The following is an 11840-nucleotide window of genomic DNA, read 5'->3' as shown; positions in this document are numbered from 1 at the left end:
ACCTAAGTATCTACCGGGCGATGTCCCGGTAGGCGCGTAATAGGGGGACCGCGGCGGCGACCAGCACGGCCGGCGCCACGGTGAAACCGAGCAGCACGCCCAGCCGGGCCGTGTCGTCCTGCGCGGCCGCTTCGCCGGTCGAGGACGACACATATCCGAAAAGTTGGAGGACCAATGCGTACAACCCCGGCCCGAGCGCCAGGCCCAGCGTCTCACCAGCCGTCCAGAGGCCCGTGAAGACGCCGGCCTGCCGTTTGCCGGTGCGCTCGGTGTCGTAGGCGATGCAGTCCGGCAGCATCGCCATCGCGAAGACCTGCTGCCCGGCGTAACCGACGCCGATCACCGCCACGACCAGGTAGATCGGCAGCGGCGGCATGACCGGCGCGGCCAGCAGCACGAGGGCGCCGGCCGCGAAGAGCAGCGACCCGGCGACCAGCGAGCGAAGCTTGCCGAAGCGGCGGCCCGCGCGCGTCCACAGTGGCATGACCAGCAGCGCCGGCCCGACGAAGGCGGCGAAGAGGAAGGTGGCGCCCGATTCCCGGCCGACGACGTGGTCGGCGAAATACTGCACGCCGGCGAGCATCGTGCCGATGCCGACGGCCTGGATCACCCAGCAGAGCAGCAGTGCGCGGAAGGGCCGGTTCGCGGCCGCGACCCGCAGTTGAGTCCGCAGGTCGGGCTCGGCGGCCGGCGCGGTGTGGGTCGCGGCCCCGCGCGTGCCGAAATACACGCCCAGCGTGCCCACGACGATGAGGAGGCCGACGAAGATGCCCGCCCAGCGATGGCCGGTCAGTCCCCCGCCCGCCTGCTCCACGACGAGCGGCGCCACCGCGCCCGAGATCAGGATGGCCAGCGCCAGGACGGCGACCCGCCAGGTCATGAGCCGGGTGCGCTCGCCGTAACCGTCGGTCAGTTCGGCCGGCATGGCGACGTAGGGCACCTGGAAGAAGGCGTAGGCGGTGGCCGCCGCGAGAAAGGCGAGGGCGACGTAGGCGCCGGCGCCCGCCCCGCTGCGCACCGGGCCGGCGAAGATCGCGGCGAACAGCACGCTCAAAAGCAGGCCGGCCACGAGCAGGAACGGCCGGCGGTCGCCGCTGCGGTCGGAGATCCGGCCGGCGACGGGGTTGACAAGCACGTCCCACGCCTTCGGCAGCAGGACGAGCAGGCCGGCGACGCCAGCCGCGACACCTAACGTATCCGTCAGATAGGGCAGGAGGAGCAAACCCGGCACGGTGCCGAAGGCGCCGGTCACCAGGGAACCCACCGAATATCCGGCCAAAACACGACGAGGCAGCGCGGGCGCGGGCCGTACGTCGGGAGAGGGACCCGCAGTCGTCATGAACGCGGATGGTAACCATGATCATGCGCTTGGCTCTACGCTTCGCGGGATGAAAAGGATTCCCGCTGGGGTCGCCGCGAGTCATCCGGCGACCGCGGAGGCCGGGCTGCGGATCCTGCGTGAGGGAGGCTCCGCGGCGGACGCCGCGGTCGCGGCCGTCCTCGCCTGCTGCGTGGCCGAGACCATCTACACCGGACTGGGTGGTGGCGGCTTCGCCACGTACTTCGACGCGGCCAGCGGGGAGATCACCTGCCTCGACTTCTTCGTCTCGGTGCCGGGTACGGACGGCGACGTCGAGGCCGGGCCGATGGTCGCGGTGGACGTGTTCTTCGGGGGGATGCCGCAGGTCTACGAGATCGGCGGGGCCAGCGTCGCCGTTCCCGGAGTGCCGGCCGGCTGCGGCGAGGTGCATCAGCGGTGGGGCCGCCTGCCGTGGGCCCAGGTGGTGGCGCCGGCGATCGAGATCGCCCACAGCGGGGTCGCGGTGCCGGCGGCGCACGCCCGGACCCTCGACGCCTGCGCGCCGGCGCTGGCCTGGGGTGAGGGCGCCGACGTCTACACGCCCGGCGGGCGGCGGCTGCAGGGCGGCGACCTGCTGCGCCACGAGGGGCTCGGCACGGCGATGGAGCGGCTGGCGGCCGAGGGGCCGGCCGTCTTCTACACGGGCGAGTATGCGGAGGTCCTGGTCGACACCGTGCGCAAGGCGAACGGCTGTCTGGGGCCGCGCGACCTGGCCGACTACCGGGTGCTGGAGACGCCGGTCGACCACGCGATGCTGGCGGGCTATCGGGTGCGGGCGCGGCACGATCTCAATCGGACGGTGGACACGATCGCCGGTCTGCCGGACGACCTGTCCCAGCCGGGGCGGGCCGTCGGGGTGGCCACGGCGCTGCGTGACCAGGGGCGGCAGAAGATCGGCGACACCACCAACGTCTCGGTGGTGGACGCGGACGGGAACGCCTGCGTCATCACCACGACGCTCGGGCTCGGGTCGGGGGTCTGGCTGCCCGGCCTGGGCATTAACCTCAACTCGATGCTGGGCGAGGGTGAGCTGGTCACCAGCGACCTGGCGCCGGGCCGGCGGATGTCGTCGAACATGTGCCCGCTCGTGGTGATCGACCCGGACGGCGAGCTGGCGGTCGCGGCCGGCTCGGCCGGCGCCTCGCGGATCAGGACGGCGCTGATCACCACGTTGCTCGGGGTGCTGGTCGACGATCTCGACATGCTCGGGGCGATCGGGCGGCCCCGGTTCCACGTCGTCGACGACACCGTGCACGCCGAGCCGGGGTGCCGTCGCGACGAGCTGGCCGCGCTCGCCAACGCCGGCTTTCAGATCCGGCAGTGGCCGGACAAGAACCACTACTTCGGCGGGGTGACCGCGGTCGGTCAGGCCGGCGCCGCCGGCGACCCTCGTCGCGACGGCGTCGGCCTCCTGCTCTGAGGCGGCTTCGGCCCCCTGCCCTGAGGCGGCCTCGGCCTCCCGGCTTGAGGCGGCTCCGGCCCCTGCCCTGAGGCGGCCTCGGCCTCCCGGCTTGAGGCGGCTCCGGCCCCCTGCTCTCAGGCGGCTCCGACCCCCTGCTCTCAGGCGGCTTCAGCCTCCCGCTCTGAGGCGGCGTCACATCGTGCGGGAGGCGATGGTGGCGGCATCTTCGGCGGTTTCGCGGATGCCGGTCTCGAGCGGGGCCGGGGTCAGGCCGAAGGTGCGCTCGGTGAGCGAGCTGTCCAGGTGGAAGGGGGCGTAGAACTGGTAGTCCATCTCGGCCAGCTCGCGGCTCATCGGGTGGACCAGGCCGGCCGTGTGCATGATGAAGCGCGGCATCTTGTGCAGGCTGAGCCGGGGCCGGCCGGTCAGGGCGCAGTAGCGGTCGGCCAGCTCGGCGATGGTGACCGGGGCGGCCGTCGGGGCGTGCCAGGCCTTGCCCCAGGCGCGTGAGTCGCCGGCCAGCGTGGTCATCGTGCGGGCCATGTCGCCGGTGTAGGTGAAGCTGTGCGGCAGGGTCGGGTCACCCGGCACCCAGACCGACTTGCTGCCCTTGTTGATGGCCGGCAGCAGCACCGACGAGAAGACGCCGACCGCGCCCGCGCCGAGGTAGTCGGAGCCGCGCACCTCGACCGTGCGCACACCGCTGGCCAGGGCATCCCGCCACATCTTGATACGGACCTTGCCCTTGCGGCCGACCGCCGCCATCGGCGTGCCCTCGTTCATGTGCCCGCCGGGCTGCGGGCCGTAGACGTACAGGTTGCCGGTGAGCACGTAGACCGCGTCGTTCGCCTTCGTTGCCGCGATCATCGCGTCGTTCATCGGGAACCAGAGCTTCTCCCACTCCGTGTACTTCGGGTTCGCGCAGTTGTAGAGGGCCTCGGCGCCTTCGGCAAGGGACGTGAGCCGGCGGGCGTCGGAGGCGTCGGCGGCGATCCGCTCGATCAGCGGGTGGGCCGGGCCGCTGCCGCTGCGGGTCACCATCGTGACGTTGTCACCGCGCTCGGCGAGCAGACGGGCGATCGAGGAGCCGATCGGGCCGGAACCGACGATCACATGTGAAGCCATGACATGTTCTCCTTTGCGAGCAGTGCTCTCCGTTGAGAACAACGATTACATGCCTGTCGAGCAAAAGCAAGAGCACTGCTCTCGTTATGGCACACTGGTCCGCATGAGCGCCTCAGGAGTACGCGCCCGGGTGCGGGCCGAGATGACCGAAGAGATCAAGGCGGTGGCCAAGCGTCACCTGGTCACGGACGGTGCGAATCTCTCCCTGCGCGCGGTCGCGCGGGACATGGGGATGGCGTCGTCCGCGGTCTACCGGTACTTCGCGAGCCGCGACGAACTACTCACGGCGCTGATCATCGACGCCTACAACGCGGTCGGCGAGGCGGCCGAGCGCGCCGCCGCCACCCGGGCGGAGGGCCTGGATCAGTTCCTGGAGGCAACCCATGCCGTACGGGCTTGGGCGCTGGCCAATCCGCACGAGTGGGCCCTGATCTACGGCAGCCCGGTCCCCGGCTACGAGGCGCCGCAGGACACCATCGGCCCCGCCACCCGGGTGATCCTGCTGATCGCGGGCATCGTCAAGAACGCGTACGAGGCCGGGAAGACCGCCGAGCGGGCGCCGATCAGCGGCGGGTTCGCCGACGAGCTGGCCGGGGTCGCCGAGCAGTACGCCCCGGGCGTCCCGCCACGTCTGGTCGCCGCCGCGCTGTCGGCCTTCCTCCACCTCAGCGGCGCGATCAGCGCGGAGCTGTTCGGCCAGCTCAAGAACTCGGTCGACCAGGATCGTCGCGGCTTCTTCGACTACCAGATGCGCGGCGCGGCCGACCGGATCGGGCTCATCTGACCGCGTGGAGAACGTGGCCGCCCGGGGTCGACGGGGGCACGTCAGAACGGCCGAAATAGCGTGCGGCCAGCCCGGACGGGCCCAGGTCGTCGATCGCGGAGAAGCCGAGCCCGCCGAGCACCGCCGCGATCTCCGGCGGCTCGAAATACGTGAGCCAGGGCTCGCCGAGCTTCGCGACCCGCGACGCCCGCGCCTCGAGCTGCTCCCGCCGCTCCGGCGGCATGGTCGACGGTGACTGGGCGTAATCGAAGACGACCTCGTTGCCGACCCGCTCCCCGACCACCCGGAGCGTCTCGAGACAGCTTTCCCGGGTCAGGTAGGGCACCACACCGAGCCAGAGGAAGAACGCCGGCCCGTCCAGCTCGAGCCGCTCCCCCAGCGACTCCCGCTCGAAGTCGACGCCGAGGTAGGTCACCGACGGCGGGATGGTGATGCCCGCGGCGGCCAGCCGCCCGCGTTTCCACGCCTGGGTGTCCGGGTGGTCGACCTCGGTCACGCTGAGTTGGCCGTACGGGTTGCGGTAGGCGAACGTGTCGAGACCGGCGCCGAGCACCACGAGATGGCGGACACCCCTGTGCACGGCCGCGGCCAGCGCGTCCTCGGCGAAACGCGTCCGCGCGGCGATGAACATCCGCATGGCCCGCCTGGGCGCGTCGGCCCGCAGTTCCTCTTCCGGCCGGCCGAGGATCCGTACGGCCAGGGGATCTTTGAAGATCTTGCCTTGCTCCAGGATCTGGTGCGCGGCCCGATAGCGGGCCGCGCTCATCGCCGTACGGCTGGGTTGTCCGGTTTCCATCAGGGCAACCAGCTCGCCCGGGCCATGTCCACACGGTCCCCCTTCAGGGGGACCCCCTCGGAGAGCAGACGCTGGCGCGCCTCCTGCTCGTGACCGGGCGGCGTGCGGCCCGCGCTGTTGACCACGCGGTGCCAGGGGACGCCGCCGCCGTGCCGGGCCATGATGGCGCCGACCTGGCGGGCCGAGTTGCGGCCGGAGACGTCGGCGAGCACGTCGGCGATCGCGCCGTACGTCATCACGCGGCCCTCGGGGATCCGCTCCACGAGTGAAAGCACCTCTTCGACGTACTCCTGCGGTGTCACTCGGGCCACGATATGGGATCTCGGCGGAGTTCCGGGGGCCGGTCCGAGCACAATTGGCCGGGTGCGCGATGAAGTGACCGGTGCGCGCCGGATCGTGGTCAAGGTGGGCTCGTCCTCGCTGACCACGGCCTCCGGCGGGATCGATGAGCAGCGCGTCGACGCGCTGGTCGACGCGCTCGGCGGTCTGGCGACCGGCGGGCGCGAAGTGGTGCTGGTGTCCAGCGGCGCGATCGCTGCCGGGCTGGCCCCGCTGCGGCTGCCGCGGCGGCCACGCGACCTGGCCACCCAGCAGGCGGCGGCCTCGGTCGGCCAGGGCCTGCTGATCGGGCGCTACACGGCCGGCTTCGCGCGGCACGGCCTCACAGTCGGGCAGGTGCTGCTCACCGTGGACGACGTGACCCGGCGCGCGCACTACCGCAACGCGTACCGCACGCTGCGCAAACTGCTCGACCTGGGCGCCCTGCCGATCGTGAACGAGAACGACACGGTGGCCACCGAGGAGATCCGCTTCGGCGACAACGACCGGCTCGCCGCGCTGGTGGCCGCCCTGGTCCAGGCCGACCTGCTGGTGCTGCTCTCCGATGTGGACGCGCTCTACACCGGCAGCCCGTCCGACCCGTCGTCCCGCAAGATCTCGTATGTCGGTGACGACTCCGACCTCGAGGGCATCAGCATCGCCACGCCCGGCAAGTCGGGCGTGGGCACCGGCGGCATGGTGACCAAGGTCGAGGCGGCCCGGATAGCGACCGGGTTCGGCATCCCGGTCGTGCTCACGGCCGCCCCGCACGCGAGCGCCGCCCTGGCCGGCGAGGACGTCGGCACCCTGTTCCGGGCCGCCTCACACCGGCCGGCAGCCCGGCTCTTCTGGCTCGCGCACGCCACCGCGCCGCGCGGCCGCCTGCACCTCGACCCCGGCGCGGTCGCCGCCGTGGTCGCACGGCGCAAATCGCTGCTGCCCGCCGGGATCACGGCGGTGGACGGATCGTTCGCCGCCGGCGACCCGGTCGACCTGGTCGACGCCGGATCCGGCGCCCCGGTCGCCCGCGGGCTGGTCAACTACGACGCCGTCGAGCTGCCCGCGCTGCTGGGACGCTCCACCCCCGAGTTGGCCGCGGCGCTCGGCCCAGGCTATGAACGTGAGGTGGTCCACCGTGACGACCTCGTACTCCTCTGAGAGGCTCCCATGAGCACTGTCCTGCAGCAGGCCGCCGACGCACGGGTGGCCTCGATCGACCTGGCCAACGCGACGCGCGCCGAGAAGGACCGCGCCCTGCAGCTGATGGCGGACCGCCTGGAGGAACGGGCGGCCGACATCGTCGCCGCCAACGAGATCGACGTCCGCAACGCGCGTGACGCGTCCCTGTCCGAGGCGATGATCGACCGGCTGACGCTGACGCCGGCCCGCATCCGCGCCATGGCCGACGGCCTGCGCGAGCTCGCGGCGCTGCCCGACCCGGTGGGCGACGTGGTGCGCGGCTCGACCCTGGCCAACGGCCTCGAGCTGCGACAGGTCCGGGTGCCGTTCGGCGTGGTCGGCATCGTCTACGAGGGCCGGCCCAACGTGACCGCCGACGCGGCCGGCATCTGCCTCAAGTCGGGCAACGCGGTGCTGCTGCGCGGCTCCGGCTCGGCCCTCAGCTCCAACGCGGCCATCGTCTCGGTGCTGCGCCAGGCGGTGGCCGACGCCGGGCTGCCGGCCGACACGATCCAGCTGCTCGACGCCACGTCCCGCGACTCGGTGAAAGAGCTGATGCGGGCCCGCGGGCTGGTCGACGTGCTGATCCCCCGCGGGGGCGCCTCGCTGATCAAGGCGGTCGTCGAGGAGTCGACGGTGCCGGTGATCGAGACCGGGGTGGGCAACTGCCACGTGTACGTGGACGAGGCGGCCGACCTCGAGAAGGCGCTCGCGGTCGCGCTGAACTCCAAGACCCAGCGACTGTCCACCTGCAACACGGCCGAGTCGCTGCTGGTGCACGCGCAGATCGCCGACCGGTTCCTGCCGCTGATCCTGACCGCGCTGGCCGACGCCGGGGTCACCGTGCACGGCGACGCCCGGGTGGCCGCGTACGACGACAGCATCGTGCCGGCCACCGAGGAGGACTGGGGCACGGAATATCTGTCGGCCGACATCTCGGTCGGCGTGGTCGACTCTCTCGACGACGCGCTCGACCACATCCGCCGCTACGGCACCGGCCACACCGAGGCCATCATCAGCGAGTCGGTCACGGCCACCCGCCGCTTCGCCGCCCGCGTCGACGCCGCCGCCGTCATGATCAACGCCTCCACCCGCTTCACCGACGGCGCCGAATTCGGCTTCGGCGCCGAAATCGGCATCAGCACCCAGAAGCTGCACGCTCGGGGCCCGATGGGCCTGCCCGAGCTGACCTCGACCAAGTACGTGGTCACGGGCAACGGCCACACCCGCGGCTAGGACGGCGACGCGGTCGGCTCGACCGGTTCGGTGGGCTGCGCGGACCGGGCCGGCGCGGTCTGCGGCGTCGGCTCGGCTGCGGGAGTCGGCTCGGCTGCGGGAGTCGGCTCGGCTGCGGGAGTCGGCTCGGCTGCAGGAGTCGGCTCGGCTGCACGAGTCGGCTCGGCTGCAGGAGTCGGCTCGGCTGCGGGAGTCGGCTCGACCGTGGGTGCGGTCGACGGTTCTGGAGATGCCGGTTTGTCCCCTGTGTCCGTCTCGGCGCCGACCCGCACTGATGATCCGACGCCGGGCGGGGAGATCCAGTTCATCCCGGCGACGGCGATGACCTTGTACGTCCAGGAGCCGGCCGGGACGTGACGGTCTGTGCAGGAACTGGTGGTCACCAGGGCCCGACAGGTGCCGACGGCGTTGAATGTGCGTCCGGTTGACCGATCGGTCCGGGTCACCCGATAGCCGCGGATCGGTACCCCGGTCGTGTCGGGCCAGTTGAGTCTGACCCGGTTGCCGCGCACGACTGTGGTCGGTGATCCGGCCGCCGGCAGCGAGGCGGCCTGGGCGACGGCGGCTCCGGCGGCCGAGGCGTCCCAGGCAGCCAGGGCGGCGAGCGGGTTCGCGACGACGGTGGCCGCGATCAGGGCGGCGGTGCTCACGGCGTACAGGTGGCGGGGAATTGTCATCGAGCTCTCCGGGGCCGAGCGAGCCGGCGGCGAGAGGGACCTCGCCGCCGGCGGCGGATCACTTGGCGGCGCTGGCGCCGGAGATGGCGACCTTGATGCTGAAGGTGGCGCCCTGGCAGCCGTCCTCCGAGTTGTTGATCATGTGGACGGCGTTGGGGAGCTCGAACGAGGCGGTGTCCTTGGCATCCACGGTGAGGTGCAGGCCGCTGAGCAGGCCGTTGGTGCCGACCGGGCCGTTCGAGAAGTCGCCGAAGTAGACGCCGGTGTTGCCGCAGGTCTTGCCCTTGAGCGGGGTGGCCTGGACGCCGTCGTTGGGGTTCCACTTGAGCGTGGTGACCTCGACCGGGAACTTGTTCGGGTTCTCGATCTTGATGATGGCCTTGCCGGTGGCGCCCGGGTAGAGAGTGGCGTCGGTGGTGGTCTCGACGGTCTTGAGGTTCAGCGCGGACTCGGCCACCGCCTGGGCGGTGCCGGTGCCGGTCACGTTCCAGGCGGCCCAGGCGGCGGTGGCGGCGCCGCCGACGGCGACCACGGCCACACCGGCGATGACAGCGTTCTTCACAGACTTGCGCATGATGGCTTTCCTCCACGATGAGAGGCGCCGGTTTCGCTACTGGCTCCCCGCCGGACTGGAGCGACCAACCTTCATCGCCCAGCGGATCTTCGCCTCGCCCTGGCCCCCGTCGGGCCTGCCACCACTATGCCCGGCTTGCCCGGGACAGCCCATTGGCCGTTATTACGGAGGGTAATGGCGGACGGGTAGCTGAACGGTAGCCGAGCAGGCACATTCAGGTGCAGCTTGGTTGCAGCCATTGACGCGCTGTGAGGAACCTGGGAGAAGTCAGCGGCAGGCGCGGAGCACGGTGAGGGTCGTGTTCACGTCGAAGATCGGGCCTTCGGCGCTGTCCCAGCCGCCGTCGGTGCGCTGGGTGTCGCCGAGCCGCTTGCGGGCGCTTTGCAGCAGCCAGTCGTCGCCCAGGTTGACCCGGCGCAGGGCGGCCGCCATGGAGGCGATGTCCGCCGCCGACATCTCGGGCAGCCGGTCGCCCAGGACCAGCTGGAGCCGGGCCGACTCGTAGAAGTACTGCTGGCCGTGCAGCAGTCCGGCGGCGTGCCAGCCGGCGGCGAGGAAGGACGGCCACGTGCCGTCCGGCCGTAACTGGGCAACCACCCATCCGGCCGCGGCGGCCAGGGCCGAGCCGTAGCGGGCGGGGACGTCGAGATGGGGGTGGGCCTCGAACTCGGCCACGGTCATCCAGAAGCCGGCGAGGGCGGTCAGGTAGAGCGTGGCCTCGGGATCGCCCGGCATCGCCCAGGCCGGCGCCTCCTCGGCCAGCGCCTCATCCTCCTGCCAGGTGCCGTCCTGGCGTTGCACGGTGGCCAGCCAGGCCAGCGCCCGGTCGACCGGCTGGCCGTGCAGGCCGCCCAGATCGTCGAGCTCGTTCAGGCGGAACGCGGTGGCGTCCACGGACGGGACGGAGGCGTCGGACGCGGCGGGCCAGCCGCCGCTGTCGGTCTGCCCGGCGACGATGCGCTCGATCACCTGCGGATCGGGTGGCTGCCCGGTCCGCAGGTACGACAGCCGCGCCCGCTCCACCGGGTCGCCGTGCGCCACGACGTACCCGATGGCGGCGTCGATATCTACCACTCGGGTGACGCTACAACCACTGGATGCATTTCGCTGTGCCGTCTCGTCAGGTAATCACGCTGAGGAATCGATGGAGTGACTCCCCAGCGTGATGCCCGATAAACGGATCAGTACGACGGTTGCGACGGGTCGACCGTGTTGACCCACGAGACGATGCCGCCCTGGACGTGCACGGCGTCCTTGAAGCCGGCCGCCTTGATGGCCGCCAGCGCCTCGGCCGAGCGCACGCCCGACTTGCAGTGCAGCACGATCTGCCGGTCCTGCGGGAAGCGGGACAGCGCCTCGCCCGAGAGGATCTCGCCCTTGGGGATCAGCACCGAGCCCGGGATCCGATTGATCTCGTACTCGGCCGGCTCGCGCACGTCGACCAGGAACACGTCCTTGCCGGCGTCCTGCCAGTCCTTCAGCTCGCGCGCGGTGATCGTGGCGTCGAGCGTGGCCTCCTCGGCCTCGGCCGAGACCGCGCCGCAGAAGTCGTCGTAGTCCTCGAGCAGGTCGGTGACGGTCGGGTTGTCACCGCAGAGCGCGCAGTTCGGGTCCTTGCGGACCTTGATCTTGCGGTACTCCATCTCGAGGGCGTCGTAGACCATCAGCTTGCCGACCAGCGGCTCACCGATGCCGGTGATCAGCTTGATGGCCTCGTTGACCTGGATCGAGCCGATCGACGCGCACAGCACGCCCAGCACGCCACCCTCGGCGCAGCTGGGGACCATGCCGGGCGGCGGCGGCTCCGGGTAGAGGCAGCGGTAGCAGGGACCGTGCTCCTCCCAGAAGACCGAGGCCTGGCCGTCGAAGCGATAGATCGAGCCCCAGACGTACGGCTTGCCGAGCAGCACCGCGGCGTCGTTGACCATGTACCGCGTCGCGAAATTGTCGGTGCCGTCGACGATCAGGTCGTACTGGCTGAAGATCTCCTTGACGTTGTCGCGGTCGAGCGCGGTGTTGTGGATGACCACGTTCACCAGCGGGTTGATCTCGCGAATGCTCGCCGCGGCGGACTCGGCCTTGGGCCGGCCCACGTCGGAGACGCCGTGGATGACCTGGCGCTGCAGGTTGGACTCGTCGACCGTGTCGAAGTCGACGATGCCCAGCGTGCCCACGCCGGCGGCGGCCAGGTAGAGCAGCGCCGGCGAGCCGAGACCGCCCGCGCCGACGACCAGGACCTTGGCGTTCTTGAGCCGCTTCTGACCGTCCATCCCGACATCCGGGATGATCAGGTGCCGCGAATAACGGCGGATCTCATCGATCGACAGCTCTGCGGCCGGCTCGACGAGCGGGGGCAGTGCCACGTTAACTCCCCGGGTTGACGGTAAGG

General features: G+C 71.3%; 12 protein-coding genes. 4 read left to right on the top strand and 8 right to left on the bottom strand.

All coding sequences use genetic code 11. The annotated features are described in order from the left end of the window. Positions 1-10 precede the first annotated feature (10 nt). A complete protein-coding gene (locus tag AB0J66_RS21295; RefSeq protein ID WP_364663144.1) occupies positions 11-1339 on the bottom strand; it encodes an MFS transporter in 1329 nt (442 codons plus the stop codon). A gap of 49 nt (positions 1340-1388) precedes the next feature. Between AB0J66_RS21295 and AB0J66_RS21290 the strand changes: the two genes are divergently transcribed. Next, on the top strand, positions 1389-2780 hold the full coding sequence (locus AB0J66_RS21290) for a gamma-glutamyltransferase (RefSeq protein ID WP_364663142.1): 1392 nt from the start codon (positions 1389-1391) through the stop codon (positions 2778-2780). Between the two features lie 174 nt (positions 2781-2954). On the opposite strand, the gene AB0J66_RS21285 is transcribed toward AB0J66_RS21290, so the two are convergent. Then, a complete protein-coding gene (locus AB0J66_RS21285) occupies positions 2955-3887 on the bottom strand; it encodes an NAD-dependent epimerase/dehydratase family protein (protein WP_364663139.1) in 933 nt (310 codons plus the stop codon). Positions 3888-3990: 103 nt separating this feature from the next. Here AB0J66_RS21285 and AB0J66_RS21280 point away from each other — a divergent pair, with 103 nt between their 5' ends. After that, on the top strand, positions 3991-4671 hold the full coding sequence (locus tag AB0J66_RS21280; RefSeq protein ID WP_364663136.1) for a TetR/AcrR family transcriptional regulator: 681 nt from the start codon (positions 3991-3993) through the stop codon (positions 4669-4671). Here the strand turns inward: AB0J66_RS21280 and AB0J66_RS21275 are convergent. Then, positions 4664-5467 carry an SAM-dependent methyltransferase gene (locus AB0J66_RS21275; RefSeq protein ID WP_364663133.1) on the bottom strand — a complete coding sequence of 268 codons (804 nt, stop codon included), beginning with the start codon at positions 5465-5467 and terminating at the stop codon, positions 4664-4666. The two genes, AB0J66_RS21280 and AB0J66_RS21275, sit on opposite strands and share 8 nt — an antisense overlap. Further along, on the bottom strand, positions 5467-5769 hold the full coding sequence (locus AB0J66_RS21270) for an MGMT family protein (RefSeq protein WP_364663130.1): 303 nt from the start codon (positions 5767-5769) through the stop codon (positions 5467-5469). The genes AB0J66_RS21275 and AB0J66_RS21270 overlap by 1 nt, the downstream gene beginning before the upstream one ends. A gap of 61 nt (positions 5770-5830) precedes the next feature. Here AB0J66_RS21270 and proB point away from each other — a divergent pair, with 61 nt between their 5' ends. Together proB and AB0J66_RS21260 are read left to right on the top strand one after the other, a co-directional pair. After that, positions 5831-6943 (top strand): glutamate 5-kinase, encoded by a 1113-nt coding sequence (proB, locus tag AB0J66_RS21265; RefSeq protein WP_364663127.1) that lies wholly within the window; start codon positions 5831-5833, stop codon positions 6941-6943. Between the two features lie 9 nt (positions 6944-6952). Continuing rightward, positions 6953-8200 carry a glutamate-5-semialdehyde dehydrogenase gene (locus AB0J66_RS21260; protein ID WP_364663125.1) on the top strand — a complete coding sequence of 416 codons (1248 nt, stop codon included), beginning with the start codon at positions 6953-6955 and terminating at the stop codon, positions 8198-8200. Here the strand turns inward: AB0J66_RS21260 and AB0J66_RS21255 are convergent. The 4 genes from AB0J66_RS21255 to moeZ form a co-directional block, all read right to left on the bottom strand. After that, positions 8197-8877 (bottom strand): hypothetical protein, encoded by a 681-nt coding sequence (locus tag AB0J66_RS21255; RefSeq protein WP_364663123.1) that lies wholly within the window; start codon positions 8875-8877, stop codon positions 8197-8199. The genes AB0J66_RS21260 and AB0J66_RS21255 overlap by 4 nt on opposite strands. Before the next feature lie 58 nt (positions 8878-8935). Next, positions 8936-9451, bottom strand: a complete 516-nt coding sequence (locus AB0J66_RS21250; RefSeq protein WP_364663120.1) for a hypothetical protein — start codon at positions 9449-9451, stop codon at positions 8936-8938. A gap of 267 nt (positions 9452-9718) precedes the next feature. Further along, positions 9719-10525, bottom strand: a complete 807-nt coding sequence (locus tag AB0J66_RS21245; RefSeq protein ID WP_364663118.1) for a squalene--hopene cyclase — start codon at positions 10523-10525, stop codon at positions 9719-9721. 107 nt (positions 10526-10632) lie between these two features. Then, positions 10633-11814, bottom strand: a complete 1182-nt coding sequence (gene moeZ, locus AB0J66_RS21240) for an adenylyltransferase/sulfurtransferase MoeZ (RefSeq protein WP_364663116.1) — start codon at positions 11812-11814, stop codon at positions 10633-10635. Positions 11815-11840: the final 26 nt, after the last annotated feature.

It is taken from the genome of Actinoplanes sp. NPDC049598, assembly GCF_040675435.1.
GTDB lineage: Bacteria > Actinomycetota > Actinomycetes > Mycobacteriales > Micromonosporaceae > Actinoplanes.
Note: the sequence above shows the minus strand (reverse complement) of the source record. Positions and strands in the feature narration are given on the sequence as shown.

What these genes read in the sequence shown, in the direction of transcription:
- AB0J66_RS21295 (WP_364663144.1), bottom strand. Translation starts at nt 1,339, where the DNA reads ATGACGACTGCGGGTCCCTCTCCCGACGTACGGCCCGCGCCCGCGCTG.
- AB0J66_RS21290 (WP_364663142.1), top strand. Translation starts at nt 1,389, where the DNA reads ATGAAAAGGATTCCCGCTGGGGTCGCCGCGAGTCATCCGGCGACCGCG.
- AB0J66_RS21285 (WP_364663139.1), bottom strand. Translation starts at nt 3,887, where the DNA reads ATGGCTTCACATGTGATCGTCGGTTCCGGCCCGATCGGCTCCTCGATC.
- AB0J66_RS21280 (WP_364663136.1), top strand. Translation starts at nt 3,991, where the DNA reads ATGAGCGCCTCAGGAGTACGCGCCCGGGTGCGGGCCGAGATGACCGAA.
- AB0J66_RS21275 (WP_364663133.1), bottom strand. Translation starts at nt 5,467, where the DNA reads ATGGAAACCGGACAACCCAGCCGTACGGCGATGAGCGCGGCCCGCTAT.
- AB0J66_RS21260 (WP_364663125.1), top strand. Translation starts at nt 6,953, where the DNA reads ATGAGCACTGTCCTGCAGCAGGCCGCCGACGCACGGGTGGCCTCGATC.
- AB0J66_RS21255 (WP_364663123.1), bottom strand. Translation starts at nt 8,877, where the DNA reads ATGACAATTCCCCGCCACCTGTACGCCGTGAGCACCGCCGCCCTGATC.
- AB0J66_RS21250 (WP_364663120.1), bottom strand. Translation starts at nt 9,451, where the DNA reads ATGCGCAAGTCTGTGAAGAACGCTGTCATCGCCGGTGTGGCCGTGGTC.